Source organism: Parasphingomonas puruogangriensis, from assembly GCF_036663635.1.
GTDB lineage: Bacteria > Pseudomonadota > Alphaproteobacteria > Sphingomonadales > Sphingomonadaceae > Sphingomonas.
Map to the genome: position 1 here is coordinate 270,758 of NZ_JAXOJI010000005.1, position 20,096 is coordinate 290,853.

General features: G+C 60.7%; 13 protein-coding genes and 3 pseudogenes. 10 read left to right on the plus strand and 6 right to left on the minus strand.

Annotated elements, in window-relative coordinates; genetic code table 11:
- Positions 1-175 precede the first annotated feature (175 nt).
- A complete protein-coding gene (locus U1739_RS21230) occupies positions 176-802 on the plus strand; it encodes an Ig-like domain-containing protein (protein WP_443025573.1) in 627 nt (208 codons plus the stop codon).
- Positions 803-880: 78 nt separating this feature from the next.
- Here the strand turns inward: U1739_RS21230 and U1739_RS14285 are convergent.
- The 3 genes and pseudogenes from U1739_RS14285 to tnpA form a co-directional block, all read right to left on the minus strand.
- Positions 881-1,507, minus strand: a pseudogene (locus tag U1739_RS14285) (transposase domain-containing protein); the annotation flags it as partial.
- Positions 1,508-1,555: 48 nt separating this feature from the next.
- Positions 1,556-1,897 (minus strand): IS66 family insertion sequence element accessory protein TnpB, encoded by a 342-nt coding sequence (gene tnpB, locus U1739_RS14290; protein WP_332709201.1) that lies wholly within the window; start codon positions 1,895-1,897, stop codon positions 1,556-1,558.
- A complete protein-coding gene (tnpA, locus tag U1739_RS14295; RefSeq protein WP_332709203.1) occupies positions 1,894-2,235 on the minus strand; it encodes an IS66-like element accessory protein TnpA in 342 nt (113 codons plus the stop codon). The genes tnpB and tnpA overlap by 4 nt, the downstream gene beginning before the upstream one ends.
- Before the next feature lie 97 nt (positions 2,236-2,332).
- Here tnpA and U1739_RS14300 point away from each other — a divergent pair.
- Positions 2,333-2,628 (plus strand): annotated as a pseudogene (locus U1739_RS14300) (transposase); the annotation flags it as partial.
- A 337-nt stretch (positions 2,629-2,965) separates the two neighbouring features.
- Here the strand turns inward: U1739_RS14300 and U1739_RS14305 are convergent.
- From U1739_RS14305 to U1739_RS21235, 3 genes are all read right to left on the minus strand, one after another.
- Positions 2,966-5,599 (minus strand): RHS repeat domain-containing protein, encoded by a 2,634-nt coding sequence (locus U1739_RS14305; RefSeq protein ID WP_332709205.1) that lies wholly within the window; start codon positions 5,597-5,599, stop codon positions 2,966-2,968.
- Positions 5,596-7,437 carry a hypothetical protein gene (locus U1739_RS14310; protein WP_332709207.1) on the minus strand — a complete coding sequence of 614 codons (1,842 nt, stop codon included), beginning with the start codon at positions 7,435-7,437 and terminating at the stop codon, positions 5,596-5,598. Before U1739_RS14310 ends, U1739_RS14305 begins: the two co-directional genes overlap by 4 nt.
- A 247-nt stretch (positions 7,438-7,684) precedes the next feature.
- On the minus strand, positions 7,685-8,254 hold the full coding sequence (locus tag U1739_RS21235) for an Ig-like domain-containing protein (protein ID WP_443025568.1): 570 nt from the start codon (positions 8,252-8,254) through the stop codon (positions 7,685-7,687).
- 439 nt (positions 8,255-8,693) lie between these two features.
- On the opposite strand from U1739_RS21235, the pseudogene U1739_RS14315 reads away from it, so the two are divergent.
- The 8 genes and pseudogenes from U1739_RS14315 to U1739_RS14350 form a co-directional block, all read left to right on the plus strand.
- Positions 8,694-9,181: pseudogene (locus U1739_RS14315) on the plus strand (transposase); the annotation flags it as partial.
- Positions 9,182-9,778: 597 nt separating this feature from the next.
- Positions 9,779-10,528, plus strand: coding sequence for a DNA-processing protein DprA (locus U1739_RS14320; RefSeq protein ID WP_332709209.1), 750 nt, complete (start codon positions 9,779-9,781; stop codon positions 10,526-10,528).
- Positions 10,443-11,108, plus strand: coding sequence for a hypothetical protein (locus tag U1739_RS14325; RefSeq protein WP_332709211.1), 666 nt, complete (start codon positions 10,443-10,445; stop codon positions 11,106-11,108). Before U1739_RS14320 ends, U1739_RS14325 begins: the two co-directional genes overlap by 86 nt.
- A 149-nt stretch (positions 11,109-11,257) precedes the next feature.
- Positions 11,258-11,764, plus strand: a complete 507-nt coding sequence (locus U1739_RS14330) for a DUF4365 domain-containing protein (protein WP_332709213.1) — start codon at positions 11,258-11,260, stop codon at positions 11,762-11,764.
- 46 nt (positions 11,765-11,810) lie between these two features.
- The gene (locus tag U1739_RS14335; RefSeq protein WP_332709215.1) at positions 11,811-12,233 is read left to right on the plus strand and encodes a hypothetical protein; all 423 of its coding nucleotides are present in this window, start codon (positions 11,811-11,813) and stop codon (positions 12,231-12,233) included.
- A complete protein-coding gene (locus tag U1739_RS14340; protein WP_332709217.1) occupies positions 12,203-12,628 on the plus strand; it encodes a hypothetical protein in 426 nt (141 codons plus the stop codon). Before U1739_RS14335 ends, U1739_RS14340 begins: the two co-directional genes overlap by 31 nt.
- On the plus strand, positions 12,625-15,429 hold the full coding sequence (locus tag U1739_RS14345; RefSeq protein ID WP_332709219.1) for a hypothetical protein: 2,805 nt from the start codon (positions 12,625-12,627) through the stop codon (positions 15,427-15,429). Before U1739_RS14340 ends, U1739_RS14345 begins: the two co-directional genes overlap by 4 nt.
- The gene (locus U1739_RS14350; protein WP_332709221.1) at positions 15,419-20,095 is read left to right on the plus strand and encodes a DEAD/DEAH box helicase; all 4,677 of its coding nucleotides are present in this window, start codon (positions 15,419-15,421) and stop codon (positions 20,093-20,095) included. The genes U1739_RS14345 and U1739_RS14350 overlap by 11 nt, the downstream gene beginning before the upstream one ends.
- Position 20,096: the final 1 nt, after the last annotated feature.

The following is a 20,096-nucleotide window of genomic DNA, read 5'->3' on the forward strand; positions in this document are numbered from 1 at the left end:
AACAATCTTTTCCGGGAAGCCTTGGACGCTTGACTCGCGGAGGAAGTCAGATGCACCTGTGAAAGGAGGAGAGTAGGTTACATTGATCGCGACTGTCTTTCACACGGTCTAAAGTGTCGCAGGGAAGCATTTGCCTGCGACCGATTTGAACATCCTCAATATGGGCGGGAGCAAGATGCGGTCGAAATCAAAGGTACTTTTGGCTGTCGGGATATCGACTGCTATTCCATGCTACAGCAAAATCAATGCCCAGGAGATCACGGGTTATTCATACGATGCGCTGGGACGCCTAATCGGGAGTTCGATCGCGGGCGGTGGCAACAATAGTGTAAATACTAAAGCCTGTTTTGATTCTGCAGGAAATCGCACCCAGTATAAAGTCTCCATTGGCGGGGCGTTGACGTGTCCGCCGCCCGCTTCGCCCCCGCCGAGCCCAACACCTACCCCTACGCCTACTCCGAGTCCCGCTAATCAACCACCGGTGGCGGTCAATGATGCGACGACCATTGCCTGTTACTATCAGGCGTCAGTGAACCTGGTCTATAATGATAGCGACCCCGATGGAAATATACCGCTAACCATTATTTCCATTACCCGGACAAGCGGGACCGCGGTAGCGACCGTGGCTAGCGCATCTAACGTTTTGGTCACGACTGCAGCGATTGGTAAATCGATATTCTCTTACACCGTTTCCGACGGATTAGGAGCGATAGCAACCGGTCAGCTTAGCGCATCCTCGGTGAAGGGAACCAATTGCCCTACGGGACCTGGCACCGATATCGTTATTACGCCTGAGTCATAAAAATGCTTTGCGTGTGCGCATTTAAGACGATATGTTCTTTGCCATGTAATACCGAATTCTGTTTGGATCGCGGAAAAGGTGCTGTCCGTACTTCTCGAACAGCAGCATGGCGAGGAAGCTCGGCCCCGCCCATCCACGCGGCACGACGTGGAACGGCGCGGGCGGCTGGCTGATAGTCTGGCAGTCGCGGCACGAGACCTTCTCGCGGACCGTCTGGATGACCTTCCACGACCGCGGGATCACCTCGAGCGTCTCTGTCACGTCCTCGCCGAGCCGCGACAGGCGCGAGCCGCCGCAGGCCGGACACGAGCACGGTGCTGGTATGACAACACGCTCGCGCGGCAGGTGCTCGGGGAACGGCTTGCGCGTCGGCCGCTTACGCTCGAACGGGGCGACGTTGGTGGTGCTGGCGGCGGCAACCTCGGCGGCAAGATCGTCCTCGCTTGCGTCCGCCTCGAGATCCTCGAGCTGGAGCTCCATCTGCTCGAGCAGGCGGCGGCTGCGCTCGGCGCTCGGACCGTACTGCTCACGCCTGAGCTTGGCGATCTGCAGCTTGAGATGCGCGATCAATGCCTCGATGGCGCTCTCCCGGGCCAAGGCGTTGGCAGCGCGCGCTTCAGCCTCGTCAGCACGTTCTAGGGCAGCGGTAAGCAGCGCCTTCAGCGCTTCGACGTCGTCCGGAAGGGGCGATATGGCAGCTTCCATGAGGTAGAGTGAATCACCCTCCGCCTCTCGGTGCAAGGCGATAATCCCCTATCCGGCGCTCGTCGGGCGCCAGCTGTACTGCGGATTACGCCAGTCGATCCCGTCGAGTAGGCAGGCCAGTTGCGAGGCTGTCAGCGACACGGCGCCGTCGTTCGCCGAGGGCCAGATGAGCCGCCCCTTCTCCAGCCGCTTCGCATAGAGCGACATGCCCAGGCCGTCGTGCCAGATGATCTTGACCAGCGATCCGAGCCGACCCCGGAACACGAAGAGATCGCCCCCATGAGGATCGCGGTGGAGGTGCTGCTGTACGAGCAGCGCCCGGCCCTGCATCCCCTTCCTCATGTCTGTGTGGCCCATCGCGATCCACACCCGCGCGCCCGGAGGGATCACCGCAGCGCCTTCAGCGCCGCGGCCGCCAACGCCGGCGACGCCGAGTTGAAGATGCTCAGCCGTCCGCCGTCGGCCAGATCGAGTACGGCCGCGACGACAGGCTCGGAGGCTTGCTCGGGCGGCTCGTCCATGACCACCGCCGGCACGAACACCGGATCCACCCTGCGCTGCGCGGCCCGACGCCACTGGTAGATCAAGCTGCGGCTAACGTCATGGCGTCGGGCCACGTCGCAAACCCTGGCGCCAGGCCGGAGGGCATCCGCCAGAATCAGCTCGCGCTGCTCATCGCTCCAGCGACGCCGACGCTCTGGCCCTGCCAATATCGTTACCTGTGCCATGATCGGAAGGGACGTCCTTACGTACGACTGTAAGGACGTACTCTATCCCTGACCCACACTCCGCAAGGCGGCTCCCGCCGGAAGGATACTCCTGGAGGGTAACCGCAAGCGTTGGCGCTGGGTGAAGCACCTCTTCGCCGATGGCGGCTATGACCGGCTCAAACTCATGAGCAAGGCCGACTATCTCGACTTCGTCATCGAGATCATCCGCCGGTCCGACGACCAGAAGGGTTCAAAGTCCTGCCGCGTCGATGGGTGGTCGCACGGATGTTCGGATCGATGACTGGATGGCGACGCCTGGTGCGTGACTATGAGAAGCGCATCGACGGGTCCCAGGCGATGATCCTCGTCGCCATGGGCGGAAATCTCATCCGCAGAAACGCTCACCCGTGAATTCCAAAACGGACTCTAAGCTTCTAAAATCCTATTATCACCTTTTCACTTGCCAACTTCCATCGCCCATTTGCTCTTATATAGCAGCGCCTTGAGGAACCTGGCTTATCATCTCCCAAGACAACGCATACTTGCGCTCCGTATTTAACTATCGATGGAGACGCGGACGACATGACCGTTTCTGACGACACTCCTTGAAAACTGGCCTGACGCTTCGCCGCATCAATATATATATCTTTAAACTCTGGCGCAATCGACTGGCCTCCGGGACTACATCCGCTTAAATTAAACGAGATGGCAATCCATAATAAGGTAATAATGCTTCGTACGTTCATAACTAGCACCCCGGATATGAGGGCCAAAAACCATAGATGTCGCCGACTGCGGGACAACCCATCGCCCCCAATCCACTAGCTTTAGTTTGCTGCCGGGCCCTTGCGTCGATTGCCCTGTGAGCGTCATTCACCATGAATACGCCCTGACCTGCCCGTGATTGATGCCCTCGTTCATGAAATAAAGTGCGAGCCAATGCGCTCGGGTTGTTTCTCTGATTCTTGTAATTCATGTTGATAGAGGTCCTATATGTGCCTGCCTCCGGCTCACCGGCCCTGCGAGACCAGCTGGTGTTACCCGCTTTGTCACCATTTGAGTTATCTATGTAAATGCCTACATTCTTCGCCCATGGCGCAACCGATCCAACGAACTGAGTTGCTACCCTAAGAGTTGAAGCATCGGTGCCACTTCCATCAACCTTAAGGCCATTACCAGATATGTTCCGACCATTATGAGAGCCGATAAAACCGCCATATGCAGATGCGAACGCGCTCTTCTGACCGGAGCTCAGATCATTGTCTTTGAAGTTCCCATCACCGTTTCCATCTACGCCTACACAGGATTGGACTCTTGATCCCGTAGATACCGCGCAGACCTGAGCCATGCCACTCGGGTCGGTGCCGTTCACCGGATCGTTTGCGACATAGGCATAGAGGTTGTTCTGGTCGTCGTAACCGATAGGATCGGTTTGCAGGAAGCGCCCGAGGCTTGGCGAGTAGATACGGGCCTTATAGTGATACATGCCGAGCTCAGGGATCCAAGCCTGGCCGGTATATTGAAACCGACCGGTATTAAAAATCTGTCCATAACCGTCGTTATTCGGGATGCCATATTCGTCGTAGCTGTTGATGCCTAGAACGGCGCCAGCGCCGTTAGCGATCGACACGATCGAGCCCTGATGGTCAGTCTGCATTGAGCGTCGATCCGTCAGTCCCGCGCCTTCATACCATAATAGCGCATCGTCGTCGGCTGGGCCATGGACATAACGCCTGAGCAACGCCCCGGCCGCGCTGTATTCCGCGATCAACTCGTCGCCGTCGTACAAGAACCGGGTATCGGTTCCGCTACTCGCAGCCGCATATAGCCGACCAGTCGGATCCCAGGTCAACGTTTTGCCGCCGCTGGCAGTGATTAGCCGATTTTCCACATCGTATGAGTAAGTGGTTGTGCCGTCCGATGTCAGGTTACCATTGTTATCATAGGCGAAAGTTGCCGGACCTCCACTCGTATACTGGTTGAGGCCATTCACCGCATAGGCTCTGCTGATTGGGAAGTAGCCGCCAAACGCATAGCTTTCATTGTTGAGCGTTCTGCTAACCATCTGGCTCGCCGGATTGTATCCGAACGTGCTTGTCACATCGCCCGCTGTGCTGACAAGATTGTCTGAGATGCTGGACAGCCGCGATACCGGATCATAACCATAGATGGTCGCAACTCCGCCCTGAGTACTCCCCCGACGGCGCCCCTGTGCGTCATAGGTGAGCGTAGCAACGGTGACCGTGCCATTTTCCTTGATCGTCGTTGCTCGGTTGAGCCCGTCGTATTGGTAAGTAAAATAGGTGCCGTCAGGATGCGTCACCCGCGTCCGGCCGCCATCGGCGTCATACTGGTATGCGATAGCACGTGACGTGCCGCCCTGATTTGTGGTGCTGGACGTGAGGCGACCGAATCCATCATAGACATTGGTAATGCCTTGCCCCGTTGCGCTGGAAAGCCGCGCATAAGTATTCAGGCCGCGAAGATCGTATCCATAATAGGCGTCGCCTCCGCCGCCGCCGGGAATATCCTTCAACGTAACCCGATTCAGCGCATCGTAGGTGAAATCGATCACCTGGCCATCGCGCTTACGCAGGGTCCGCCGGTTTCCATTCGCGTCATAGGTGTAAGCCTCGTAATCCGTCGTACTGGTCTGACCCACGCTTGTCTTGCTGGGAAAGCTCCATCGGTCCTGCCGGTCGAAGCCATCATACGTCATCAAAGCTTTATTGCCGTTCGCATCGACCATTGAGGCCACCTTGCCGTTCGGCGAATAGGTGTAGGTCGCATGATCCTGTTGCAGGGCCGTGCCGACCGCGTTTTGGATTTTCACAACCTGACCGGCGGCATCATAGATTGTCTTCGTGATCCGGTCCTGCCCATTGCCACCTGCCGCCCCCAAAGAGCACGCGCTTGCTGGCAAGCTACCGAACGCAGCCGGGTTCATTCGCACAGCCGTGCATTCCAGCTGACCGCGAATATCGTAGCTATACTGCGTAACAGCGGACACCAGCAAAATCTGCGTTGAGGGATCACGTCCCGACGTTACCTCTTTGGTCTTGCGACCAGCTTCGTCGTACGTCGTTTCCACCATCTGGAACGAAGAGAAGCCGACCCATTCCGCGGGTACAGCTTCCGATTGCCACTCGGCGAGCTGACCTTTTTCAACTTTTGTAAGGCGCCCAGCTAGATCGTAGCTGTTTCGCACCGCCGCATGACGTAACGGCCCTGTCCCATCAGGGTCGGGCAAGATCGAGCCCGTTAGGCGTCCCATCGCATCATAGCGCGACCCGCTGGTGAAGGGGGGCGCCGCCGTTTGTGCTGAAGCGGCGCTGGGGGTGGTCGCGGCCAATGTCGCAGACAGGGCAAAGCGCCAAATCATGGACACACCGCCAGGCCTGCGCGGGGGCTCGTCTCGCTGATCTTGCGGCCCATCGCATCATATCCATAACATGTACGAAGGCTGACGCCGTCAGCTGTTACGACCTTGCCACGAAGCAAGAGATTATTTGGACCAGCATCAGGACCGTAATCGTAGCTTGTCACTATCTCGTCTCCAGCACCAGTCGCGCACAAATTTCCCAGCGTTGCACCGGAACGACAAGTCCGTAACTCGTTGATCAGCCAAACGGGAGACGTACTAGCAACAAAAGAGCCGTCATTATTTTTGTACCATGCTGATCGTTGTGAATATGAGTATCGCATAACCCCCGAAACACCGTTTACGGGCGGCAACGTCTCTGAAACAATCTGCCCATGTACTGGGTCATAAGAGAAGCTCGTTCTATTTCCTTTTGCATCGATAGAATACTGCTTTTTATTGCACTTTAGGAGAGTTGTACAATCGTATGAAGCTATAGTTTCGAAGGGATTGAGACCGGAGCCCGCCTTCGGTACCGAAACAACCTTTATTAAGTTGTCCTTACCGTCATAAGTATAATCTTCTCTCATTCCCGCCGGAAACTGCTTAGACGCCAACGTCGGACTACTGCATAGCGCTATACAGTACGAAAACACTGTAGTTCTGCCGATGGGATCCGTAACAACTGCCGGCCCTGTAGAAAAAACAGGAGCGAACCTATCAGGATTATCAAAGAATTTGTCGAATGACGTTATCGTAGTATCGCTGCCATTGAGCGTGTAATTGTATCCGATAATAACGGATCTTCCAGGTGCCGTGTCGGTTTCTCCATACCAAATTACGTCGTAACCGTAGTCGTAGTGCCTGCCATCGGCAAAATCCTGGGCAAGAACAACCCTGTGGTACTCAACAGAACTGTAGTGAAGAGTCATGTAAGGGGAAGCGACGCCCGGGTTATAAAAGCGCATATAAAAAGGGGCATAAGTCGTTGTAAAATTGCTTTCGATCGGCCAGATTGAACCATCCGCTGCTCTGACCGCTGAAACAAAAGGCCCAGAATACTGATAAGTTGTCGAAACCGCGTTAGTTGGGCAAACATTATCACTAGGTAGTGTCTGAACGGCTATATTCAATACACATGCCTTCGTTACGCGACCCTGCGAATTCTCCAAAATTAGAGCGTAGCCAAGATTGCTAACAACGCGCCTACCGCCTTCGGTATATGAGATTGCATAGACCACGCCATTTGACGCTTTAAGCTCGACGGCCCTGAGATTTAGAGATCCGGTAGCTCCCGGCTCAAATGTGATAACGCCGCCCCCCTTTGATAAAAGACGATACACAGATTGGCCGCCCGCCGAAGGATTTCTGGTGAGCTCCGAATACCCAGAGGAAACGTGTGAAAAAAAGCTGAGATCGGTCGAATAAAAGCTGTCTCCGATACCCTCGCTTGATATACTTACGTCGTATCCTTGCCCAATACCTCTAGAACGCTGCGCCAATACAATATCCCAGTTATCTGAGAACTGCCCCAAGGTGCCTAGCTGAAATGAGTCATTTCCAATACGAGTAGGCCGAGCATTTACTGCGGTGCGCCTAAAATCAAGCCCGCCAAATTGAACGTTTCCAATGCTCAGGTCTTTTTCGTTAAATATGTAGCGTAGACTGCGCATATCCACACCGCCGGGGCTTCTAACCATGCTATCCGGAGGATTGGGATTAGAAACACTTGATTGAGCTACTGCGGGATTGGAGAGACTCAACAAATAGGCAACAGCTATCCGAGTAAACCCGCCAACAACAAGCTTCTTCATAGATGCAAATATAGAATGCATGGGTTCAACCTTGAAGCAGATCAACGATATTCCTCAAGAGGCAATACTCGTGGTCGGGTGTGTGCCAATAAGCCATTATTTCTGACGAATAGTTCTCTTAAAGTTCAGATGTTCGACAAGTAGCGTAGTTTCTGCCAGGCCGCGGCCAAATTTTTGCCGTAGGTAAAATTACTTGTGCCGCTAATCTAAATACTAACGGATCGTTAGCTCTGAAAGTCTAAATACCTAATGAGGAGAACCTCCCGCGAAGATACTTTTCAGCGCCATAATTCTAGCAGGAAGTTGATAATCCGGTAATGTTAACGATAAGAATTCCGCTACCTACCGCGCCAAGGCTATCCGTCACATAATACTTGAAATTCGCTACGCCCGGCAAGCCTCCGCTTATGCTGACGCTTGATGCACTTATTACGTCAACATAGGTACCAGTCACTCCGCTAGTGAAAGACACACTTTGCAAGGTAAGTGGGAAATTATTTTCAAGGTCCGTATCGTTGCTCGTTAAATTAACATCGATAGAAGAGCCGCAAGGGACGCGGGCCGTATTGCTCACAGCGGTTGGCGGGGTGTTAGTTGGGGTTGGGGTCGGAGTCGGAGTTGGCGTCGGGGTTGGCGTCGGAGTTGGCGTGCTCACGCTTGATACCTGATACGACGATCTGTTTCCGGCCCGATCATATCCGATCGCGCTAGCTATCGTGCCACTGGTCTTGGCAATCGAGGAGGTCACCAGTCGTCCTAAAGCGTCGTACGTGTAAGTGACCGTCTCCGACGCTGACACAACACTTGAAACGGAAAATAGGCCGCTTGCGGACGCTAGTAGCAACCATTTTGCTCGTCTCATATTCCCCCAGCCCCCGCCGTTTTTTCACTTGGATCATACCCCCTGCATTTTTGCAAGGACGCAGAGCGTTGTGCGAGAAATAAGTCGGCTTTTTTGTGAAGCTTCTTGAATTAGGCATCGCCCTTTGAATGGGCCGCGCCTTAGTAATTCGAGCTAAAGAAACTGGTGAGTTGGAAGCATCGCATGATGGGCCGTTTCAATATTCGTTAGTATAGTTATTCCTTCCATTAAAATGATGCGGCATAGCTCTTTCGGGGGGCTGATGAAACCGGTAGCCTGGGAACTTATGGCATCTTGTTGAAAGGTCATGAGGCTGGATGGCGAACTTTTCGCGATCGACCGGCGGAACGGGAGTAGGTGACCTGCTGCCCGTTTCCTGGACCGTTTTGAGCTGGAAAACTCCAGTTTAAGATTGGTGGGCCAGGTGATGGAGTGAGCAATGAAGAGATCGAAGTTCAGCGAGGCCCAGATCGCGTTTGTGTTGAAGCAGGCCGAGGATGGCACGACGGTCGGAGAGGTCTGCCGCAAGGCCGGGATCAGCGATCCGACGTTCTATGCTTGGCGCAAGAAATACGCTGGGCTGATGCCATCGGAGATGCGGCGGCTGCGCCAGCTCGAGGATGAGAATGCGAAGCTCAAGCGGCTGGTGGCCGACCTGAGTCTCGACAAGGCAATGTTGCAGGATGTCGTCTCGCGAAAGCTCTGAGGCCTGATCGACGGCGCCAGCTGGTCGATGACGTCCGGAGCATCTGGTCCGTCAGCATCAGACGGGCATGCAGCGTGCTTCGGGCGGAGCGATAGAGCTACCACTATCGTGGGTGCCGTGCAGATCAGGCCGACCTGAAGAAGCGGATGCGGGAGATCGCCGAGACGCGTGTGCGCTACGGCTATCGCTGCATCCATGTGCTCCTCCGGCGGGAGGGCTGGATGAAAGACCGGGGTCACGGCACCTCGCGTGAGTGGAAGAGTCATGACACTTGTGCATTAATGTACTGAGTTCGACGGCGGTATCGGGTGGTGGCGGACCGGCTGCTTCTGGGTGACTCGGGTGGAAAACCGCTTGGCCGCTTTGGAGCGCGAGACCTCGTAAGCCGCCCTTCATTAAGGTTCAGGTCGCGGACCAACCCACACGAACCCGGCGCTGCGGCTTGTTGACGGCCAAGGCGGAGGCAGGCAACGCCCCGATGCTTCAACGGTGATGCCTTAATTGCCAATGTCGCCTATATGTTCTATATATGTTTCAATCTTGGTTCAATGTTCTCGTTGCGTCGGGCAACGACCTGGGTCTTAACATCCGGTGGGAGTTAATAGCGGATGCATCAATCGACTCTTTGGAGTGTTGGCGACCGCAGCAGTCCCATTTCCGCGCCGATCGACGCCGCGCTCGAAATCGGGGCATATGAAGCGCTCTGGTGCGAGCAAAATGCGAGCTTCAAGTCGATCGCTGAGCGCCTGCGTGGGGCGCCGGGATCGCGACCTTCTCACCTCGTGCCCGAGATAGAGGCGCGCGCGCTTGGCAACCAGGTGCTTGCCAAATTGCGCGAACGTACCCGTCAGCGCTTCGACATCCGCATTCACGGCGAATGGGAATATCCCCACCGCCTTCGCGACGCGGCGGACCCGATCGAGCTGCTCTATTTTCAGGGTGACTGGGATCTGGTGACCCTGCCTGCGGTCGCGGTGGTCGGGACGCGCAAGCCGACCGACATCGGCCGCGAGCGCGCCACCGTGCTCGCGACAAGGCTGGTCGAGGATGGCTTCACCGTGGTCTCGGGGCTTGCCGAGGGCATTGACACCGCCGCGCATGAGGCGGCACTCGCCGCTAGCGGTCACACTATCGCGGTCATCGGCACGCCGCTGGGCCAGGTTTATCCCAAGTCCAACACCGCGCTTCAGGAGCGGATCGCGCGCGACCATCTGCTGATCAGCCAGGTCCCAGTGATGCGCTACGACGCGCAGGATTTCCGGACAAATCGGTTCTTCTTCCCAGAGCGGAACAAGCTAATGTCTGCCCTCACCAAGGCGACCGTCATCGTCGAGGCGGGCGAGACCTCGGGCACGCTCGTCCAGGCGCGCGAGGCGATCCGGCAGGGACGCAAACTCTTCATCATGAACAGCTGTTTCGAACGCGGGGATTTGACATGGCCGCGCCGCTTCGAGGAGCAGGGCGCCATCAGGATCCACAGTTATGCCGATGTTAGACGGGAGTTGGTCGCCGCGGATTCGGCAGATCGGGGACCTGGAGCGGCAGGATCACTGGTACCTGACGCCTGAGCATAGCTGCTACTTCTTCGGCGAGTATACCGCCCGCGCCGGGTACAGCCACAGCTCGACCAACCAGATCATCCACAACATCAAGAAGCGGCCGAGCGTCCAGGGGACGCCGCAATGGCAGTACAAGGTGCGAGCGATGAACCAGGTTGCCGCCGCTATCCGCGGCGCGATCAATCACGAAGCCTTTGGCCGAGTGACGCTCGTCCCCATTCCGCCGTCGAAGCTGCGTACCGATCCTGAATATGACGGCCGCATGGCGACGATCGCGCGCGCCGTATCGCCCCAGATCGATGTGCGCGAGTTGGTCGAGCCGGTCGCGGCACGCTGCACGATGCATGAGAGCGACCAGCGCCTCAACCCGGAAGAGCTGCTGGCGACGCTCGGGCTGCAGGAGCAGCTCGGCAATCCCGCGCCGCAGGAGATTTTCCTGATCGACGACGTGATCACGACAGGGTGCAGCTTCGTCGCCTGCCGCACTCTGCTGCAACAGCGCTATCCCGGCGTCCCCATTTCGGGAATCTTCGCCGCCCGGCGAGCGCTCGATCATACCGATGATTTCACCGCCCTGACCGCTGCCTGATCTGCCACCGCCCTCACTGCGGGCAGGCGGGACTTGCGCGATACCGTGCCACGGCGGATGTGGGGGAACCGGTCTCGATCGGGACGAGGGAGAACCGGAATTGTCGCAGTCCAAGACGCCAGTGCGCATCCCTCCAGCGAGATGGTTCGATGCGCACGCGTTCTAACCTCGCCACCGAGCGAAGCGGCGTCAATTTCGTGCGCAAGGTGGTCGAGGACACCGGCTGCCTGTTCAAGGAGATCAACCTCCAGCATGACTTCGGCCACGACGCCACCATCGTCCTTGTCATCGACAACCAGGTCCAGCCGCGCGAGATCGCGCTGCAGATCAAGTCCGGCTCGAGCTACAACAGCGATGCTGGGTGCCATCTGCCCGCGACCGCGGATCATATCGATTTCTGGGCGCGCCACGACCTCACGACGCTCGGTGTGGTCTATGATCCAGCAGAAGAAGCCGCCTATTGGGTTGATCTTAGGGCTGATTGTCGGGCGCGGCGGAACCAGCGCCTCACTGGTGGAGCGACGATCAGCGTTGCCAAGGCATCCTGGAATCGCTTTGACGCTACCCATTTTCCGACGGTCCTGATCCCCATTTTTGCTCGGCAGCCCACCGACCATCCCACTCTCCACGGCGATCGACTGGACAAGCTCGACTGATGGGGGAACCCATGACCTTGGCGCGCAGATCCTCAACGCACGTCACATGGCCGATGCCGAGACCTGGGACTGTTTCATTGCCCTTTTCCTGGCGCGCGAGGCGCGAGAACTATCCGCAGCCGTACCGGTCGCCTTCGCCAAGCTGCTCGGGCACGACGAGCTCTGCTTTGATCGGCACCGTATCCCAACTGAGATCTGGCAGTCCGCGAGCGCCAGGATCCTTTCGTTTGGCGCTCCAGAAATCGCCAAGCTCCTCCGTATGATCCCCGATGAGGATCAATTCGATCGCGGCGATCTCGGTTACGCCTTCCTGCCGATGCTGGGCGGTCGGGCGGGCAGTCGCGAATTGCTCTGCACTGTGCGCGATGACGCCGCCGAGGACGACGAGGTGCGCCGCAAGGCAGCGCATCTGATCGCCTGGCAGGATGAGGATCCCGAGTGGTGGCTGTTCTGGCGCAGGACGGCTTGAATATGGTCACTATGTATATGTCGCTGACCGACCGCAGCTGGTTCGATCATCTGGCCGCGCTGCGTCCGGATGAGGCCAATTTCTGGCCGCCGAGCGGGACGAACGCTTTCCGGGCCGTGACGGCCGGTGAATTCTTCCTGTTCAAGCTCCAAAGCCCCGAGGACTATATCGTCGGCGGCGGCGTCTTTAGTCACGGATCAAACGTGCCGCTGTCGATGGCCTGGGAAGCCTTTGGCGAGAAGAACGGGGCGGCGACGTTCGAAGACATCCGTCGGCAGATCACCCAATACCGGCGCGAACCCGCCATGCTCGACCCGCGCTATGATTCCATCATCGGCTGCCGCATCCTCGCTATGCGGCATGATTCGTCACAGGGAGTACGCACAGGCTCGTGAAGAAATGGGGAGAAGACCGGTTTCAGAAGCTCCAGCAGTCGCGCGCCGATATGGTCGCGAAGCGCGCGGCGCTGGCCGGACAATTGCACCTCACCGCGCAGCAACAAGCTGAACTGAAGGCGGCCGAGGCCGCACAGGCCAGGCGCTTCGCCGATATCGACATCGGCGCCGCCCTAGCCTTCGCCGCCACGATCAAGCTGCGGCGTTTCGACATGACCTTCGAGGGCGATGCCGTCCTCAACCGGCCGACATTAGCCCTGATGCGGCATTTCCTCGAAGCGATCGTCGAGCAGCGTTCAGCTGCAGCCCTGCAATGGCCAATGGCACAGCGCGACGCTTCGATCCTGCATCCGCTGACGATGCTCGCCATGCTCGGTAGTCGTCCGGCCATCGTCGGGGACGGACACCGCTGGTGCGCCCCCGTGCCCGACATGCGCACGCTTTATTATCCCCATCGGGGCGGCGGCACCGGTTCGGATCATCGCGGCTGGCTTGTGGACCGGGCGAACATTCTCGGCCCGAACGCTCTGCACCGGACGCGCGGTCGTGCCCGACAGCAGGAAGCTTCCAACGTGATGGGCCAGCTTCACGACACACTGGGGCATCTCAGCCTGTTGAAGCTGCGCGACGAGGCGATGCCGCATCTCGCGCATCCGACGCTCGGTGAACTCTTTCCCGTGTTCGCCGCGGACGGAGGCGTCGATGCGCGAGCGATGTTCGCCGGCGCGCGCCACGAGCTATTCGGACGCGTCCGTCACGGCGCCGCCATTGACAAGCTGGGCGACCACCGCGCCGCGCTGACCGATCCTTGCCAGGCACCCTTCGCGTTGTTCGGCATCGACGCTCGCGCCAACTTGAAGGCCGCTCTCAACCACCCGGCATTGACCGCCGCCAAAGGCGGGCGGCCACCCGATCTCTGCCTGCTCGACCTTGGCCAGCCCGCGCTGAACCGGCTTGGTCCCGTCTGGGAAGAGACGGTCACCCGCTTCCTTGAAACGTTGCTCGACCAGTTTCCCCAACTGCCCATCCTCGCCGTCACGCATGACGCCTATGTTCAGCGCCGGCTCGCGCATCTGTTTCGCCAGTCAAAGGCGGCGCGTCTGGCGGAGCGCTCAGCGCTGCCGGTACCGGCCATCATTCGCCGCACGGCGGACATCTGCACGCCCGATCCCCCGATCGAGCCGGTCACCTCGATCAGCGCGATCTTTCAGTCGATGGCTGGCGCCAGCGTGACCGCGCTAAGTGCGCTGGCCGAAGCCGCCCGTGCCATGCCCGACGCGGTAAGCGCCGGGGCGATCCGGCGCAGTGCCGCCAATCTGCGCCGCGCCGCCGCGCTGCCCTGTGGCTTGCGCGCGGCCTACGACGGATTGTGCGATCTCGAAGGCCAGGCCGCCGCTGAGGCCTTTCTCGAACAACGCTCGGAAGCGAGCGTGCTCGACCCGGTCCAGACAGCAATGGCCACCGGCATTGCCGGCACCCCACGGACAAAATTGCTCGCAGCGGAGGCCGCGATCGCTAAGGCTTATGCGCAACTCGACACCGATACCCCGATCGGGTCTGCCGTCGCCGAGCTCGCCGCCGGTTTTGCGCGCAAGGTCGACTTCTCGATCGTCGTCTTCGCCAGCGCCATCGATCTGCGGCTTGCCGAGCGCCGCTTCGCCGAGGACCCCGCGGTCGCCGATGGCCTGCGCAAGCGCATCGCCAGCGGAAAGCTCAAAATCTGTCATGCCGGCAATCTCGATTCCATCCTCGCCGAGATCGAAGCTGGCCCCGACCGCAATAGCTGGAAGCGGCTTGCGCTACTAGCGCCGCCCATCTCTTTTCTCGACACAGTGCTCGTGCGGCCTTGGTTGCCCGAACAGCTTCTGGTGATCTGCGACCGCGCTTTCACGGGTCGGGTTGCCGGGACCTATGCGCCGCTTGCGCGGCACGCCGACTTTGCCAGCGGGACCAATATCGGCGGCCGAATGGCGGTGCTGGCCGCCGCCGCGAAGAAGGAGGGTGAGGCCCGCGCGGTCGCAGGCGTCAATCTCGTGCTCGACGAACAACCTGTGATCGACGTCGCCGACAAGGTCATCGACCTTACCGACGGCGACACGCCGAGCGGGGACACGTTGGAGATCGAGCTGGCGAGCGGCCGGTCGCTCCGTGTCCGCCCGGGCGCCTCGATGATCCGCCATATGCGTGACGCGCCGATCAACCCGTTCGACCGCACCACCGCCAGCCAACTCTTGGCCGCTAATGTGATCGTGGTCACCGACCGCGCCTTTGTCGATGCGGCCCGTCGCGTGCTGCCGGTCGAGCTGCTCGCGCGCAACTGGGTGAAGCTCTATCACGACATGATCGTCGCCATGCTGCCGGCGGTTGCCGGTGGGACACTCCAGGCCAAGGCCCGGACGGTGCACGCTCTGCTTCAGAAGCGGCATGTGCAGGCGACGAGCGTCGCCGCTGTCGTCGACTGGTTGAATGCCGAGACATACCTCGCTCAGCCCGCCGAGCAGATGCGCCCACATGCGCCGCGCGTGCGCGGTGACTTCGATGCGTTGCTGGCGGTGCTCAATATCCCGCCCGGCCTTGCCGACAAGATGTGGGACGAGGGCATCGAGCAACTGCGCAGCGACCGCCGCCGTGCCGGGATCCGGATGGCCCAGGCCTTCATCTCCGTGCTGGTCGATCCGCACGGTGTTGCGGCCGGGTTGAACCAGGATGTCCGGGCCGGCATCGCGGCCTTGCGCGCTCGCGCGCTCGACCATCTCGACGTCGTGCGCGCGGTGAAACGGGAGAATGGCCATGACCGATAGCGACCGCGGCGCCCTCACACCCCTCGCCGCGATGGACCTTGCCGCCGCCGATCGAGCGATCCGGCAATCGGCCGGCACCGATCTGACCGAGGCGAAGGAGGCGATCGTCGATGGCCTGATTGGCCTGACGCTCGCGCATTGCACCGGCGCTGGCGAGGCGGGTGCCCGGCTATATGGCGGCAAGCCCTCGTCGTTGCTGGTCAGCGGTTTCCTGATGCCACGATTCGACCAGTTGGGCACCGATGAAACCAGCGATATCCATATCGCGACGATGGGGCTCGATGCCCAGATCGCAGCCGACGGAACCGGAGCCATTATCGTCGAGCCGCAGCTGGCCATCTATGTCCGCGCACTGCCCGATTGGGATGAGATCAGCGATCCCCGCTACGACATCATGCCGCAGATCCAGCTGTCGCGCACCACGCGCCAAGCGGTCGAGGCGCTGGCGCGAAGCTTCATCGCCGCCGAAATGGCGGCGCTACCGCCGCTGGTCGACGAAGAACCCGACGAGACGTCCGGCGACAGCGCGGCGACCGCCGACGCCGCGCGTGAAGCCGCCGATATCGCGAGCGAGGCTGCGGTTGGCGGCGACAGCGAAGCTCAGGGCAACGCTCAGGCCGCGATCCAGACCGCCGACCGCGCGGACCGTACCGCGGCCGCACGCGCCGAACAGATTGCGCGGCGCCGCACCGCCCGCCGCTCGCGCGCGGATCAGATCGCCGCGATCCGTCGCGCAGCTTTCGACCGCGCCTTTGCGCAGCTCGGCATCACGCTTCAGCCCGCGGCAGGCTCCGCTCGACCGGTCACCGCCGACGATTTGCAGAATCCGGAAACCAGCGATCCGAGCTCAGCTGACGATGAGCCCGCCGGGACTGACGGCGAGACAGCCGGCGACGAAGTGGGTGGTGGAAACCTCGGCGGAGTGGATGCATCGACCGACGTCCCGCCGCCCGCCGGCGGCGCGCTCGGTCCGTTGCGGCCTGACAGTGGCCGGCTCGCCAACCGCCATGCCGCGCCCCAGCCCATTCCGCAGAAGTGGCGCAGGTTCGACCTGGCGCTGGAGCCGCTCGCCCTCGACATCACCGACGACGCTGCCCGGCAACGCGTTGCGGGCGGGTTCGGGGGGAGCGTGGCAGCGGCGGTGGACCGCGTGCTGGGTGACTGGCTGGCGTCGGAGGATGGTCAGCGGCACGCCCATCGCACCAACGAGACCGTGCTGCCGAGCCAGTTCGCCGATCGCGCGTCCTGGGAAGCCTATCTGGCGGGTCTCCGCCAACGGCGGCCCGCCACCCTCGATGATATTCGCCCGCTGCTCGACCAGGTTGCGCTGGTCGCCGATATCGATCCTGACTTCGTCGACCCCACACGCCGCAATGTCCGAATTGCGATCGAAAATGGTGCGGATCAACCGACCCGCGCCACCAGCGCCGCCTTTGAGCATGCCGTCTTTCAGGTGTCCTTCGCCGCGCGCTTCCCGGCGGTGGCGCATCGCGCATTGCGGCTCGATCGGGTCCGGCCGAGCTATCGTTTTCGCGAGTGGCTCGAATACCCCGCCATGGGGCTCAATTGTGGCGTGGAGCTGGCGTCAGCCGACACCGAGACGGTCATGCTGCGCACCACATGGGCGCCGCGCTACACCCAGCCGCGCATCGAGCCGGTCGACATTCCTGGCGTGCCGATGCGCTATGACGCGCTGGCAAGCGACACGCTCGCGCTCGAAGCGCTCTACGCGCTGCCCGATGCCTATGATCGCTGGATCGACGCCCAGCACGGGGTCGACGCGGGTGCCGGGCTCGATCCCGATCTCGCCGCGCAGGAGCATCGCGCGCATGGCGAAGATGTTGCTGCCTATGCGCGGGAGAGCCGCTTCATCCGGCAGGGTATCGACCTGCTGATCGCCGCCCGTGCGGCTTATGTGTCATTGCCCGCCGCGACCGGGCCAGCGCGCCTGTTACTCGAACGCGCGGCCGCGCCCTATCGAGCGTGGCTGCTCACCAATGAAAGCTTCCGCCGCTATGGCGGCACCCGCTACACCGGCTGGCGGCTGTTCCAGCTAGCCTTTATCCTCGCGCATGTTCCGACTCTCGCTTCGCGCATGCCCGAATATGCCGATCGCTTCGATCCGTTCCGCGATGAGTTGTCGGCAAGCCTGCTCTATTTCCCGACTGGTGGCGGCAAGTCCGAGGCATTTTTCGGGCTGTTGATCTTCAACCTGTTTCTCGATCGCCTGCGCGGCAAGGATCGCGGCGTCAGCGCGCTGGTGCGCTACCCCTTGCGCCTTCTGACGCTTCAGCAGGCGCGGCGTCTGATGCGCATCCTCGTCCAGGCTGAACTGGTGCGCCACGGCGCACGCGTCGGCACCTGGCCGTTCGAAATCGGCTTCTGGGTCGGCTCGGGCAATACGCCGAACAGGGTCGCGCAGGGCTTTGGCGGCGTGCCGGTGGTCACTGCGGCGGCCCATGCCAACGACCATGCCCTGCTCAATCCGCCCGATGGCACCAGCAGCACGGCCGCCGACGCGCGGCGGCGGTCCAATCGTTATGTCGAGGCGCTGCAATCCTATGACAAGCTGCGCAGCTGCCCGGTCTGCGGATCGGCGACCGGCATGCGCAAATATCGCGACCAGGCCGGTCGGATCGGGATCGTCTGCTTCAACGATGCGGATTGCGCGTGGAACCTCGCCTTCCCGCCCGCGCCAACGCGTATGCCGCTACCGTTCCTGCTGACCGATGATACCATCTACCAGCGCGCGCCTGCCGTGGTGCTGGGGACGATCGACAAGCTTGCATTGATCGGCCAGCACGACCGGACGATCAACGCGATCGCCGGCATGTTCGGCGCTGCCCGCTATATTGACCGGCACAATGGCCATCTACTGATGCCACGCAGTGCCAAGGATCTGAATGCTGCGGAGGATGCCGGCCTCACCCGCCTACGGCCAGCGTTCCTGAACGGCGAAATCGTCTTCCACGACCCGTTTCCGAGCCTGATCGTTCAGGACGAGGGCCATTTGCTCGACGAGAGCCTGGGCACGTTTTCGGGGCTGTTCGAGACCGTGTTCGAGCGCATCCAGCTGCGGCTCGGCGAGGGGTTGTTGCACGATCAGGTCGCAACCTGGCAGCCACTCGGCGAATCCACGACGCGCCCGCGCCTCGCAAAGGTGATCGCCGCAACCGCGACCATCTCAGACCCCGATCGCCAGTTGCGCGTGCTCTACCAGCGCGAGCCGCTCCGCTTCCCCTGTCCTGGACCGTCACTTTACGAATCCTTCTATTCCGCGCCGCGTGAACCACTGCGGCCCGAGCGCCTGGCCTATGCCGCGAGCCTACCTGCCCGGCTTCGTCCCGAGCGCTCAACACCGCGCATGCGGACCTATGTGTCGATTATGACCAATGGGCGGTCGCACACCATGACCACCTCAGCCGTGGTCTCAGCCTACCATCTCGCGTTCACCCGGCTCTGGCAGCAGCTTGAAAGTGGCAACACGGCGGGTGTGGTGCAGACGCTTGCAGCCGCGCTGCCGCCTGAGGATCCTTTGAGCGGCCTTCGCGCGCAGGCGCTCGACGAACTTATCGGCCAGCGGGACCTGCTCGCGACGCTGCTCGACCTGCAGCGCATCTCGCTCACCTATGTCACCAACAAGAAGGGCGGCGACCAGGTCATCGAGACGCTGCAGTCGCAGGTCGATCGCGACCAGCGCGTCGCGGGTGTCGGCGAGCTGCCATTCAACACCGCGCTCATTTCCGGTGGCGTGACGATCGCCGAAATACAGGACGTGATGCAGCGCGCTGAGGAGACTGGCCTGCCGGGCCAGCCCTTCGCACCGCTCGACGAGGCGCTGCGCAATATCGTCGCCACCTCCGCGATCAGCCACGGTGTCGATGTCGACAAGTTCAATGCAATGTTCTTTGCCGGTCTGCCGACCGACATCGCCGAATATATCCAGGCGTCGAGCCGCGTCGGCCGTTCGCATGTCGGCTTCAGCTGGCTGGTGCCGACACCGCACAGCCGGCGCGACCGCTATGTCGTCGAAACCCATGACCAGTTTCACCGCTTCCTCGAGCGGATGATCCCGCCTCCCGCCGTCCAGCGCTGGGCCGATCGCGCGATCCGTCGTGTCATGCCGAGCGTCGTTCAGGCCTATCTTTGCGCGGTGGTCGAGCAGGATCTGTTTCGGTTGGCACCCGATGCCACAAAGACCAGTGCGCGAACCTTCACCACCGCGGCCTCGATCCTGGCCTGGTCGAACCGGCTGGGCCGCGCCGCCTCGATCGAGGCGCTGCGCGACTTCGCGGTGGAGGCGATCGGTCTCGCGGGCCGGGGCGCCGCGGCAATCGGCGCCGCGCCGCACGCCGACTATTACCGTGAATTTGTCGAACGCGAGATTCGCGGGATTCTCGACGTGTTCACAGAGCGATCGGATTCGAGCGCGCTCGCCAGCTATTGGCAACGGCGCGAGTCGGCCAATTTCAGGCGTCCGATGACGTCGCTGCGCGACGTCGATGCCGGGGGCATCATCATCGCCGCCGGACGCGATCCGGGCCGTGGCGGGCGACGGGTGCATCCCGAGACGGTGCGCCAGGTCATGCGGATCATCCGCGGCCAGCGCTTGGTGAGCCGCACCGACGTCGATGCCGAAGCCGCGCCCATCGACCAGGAGGACTGAG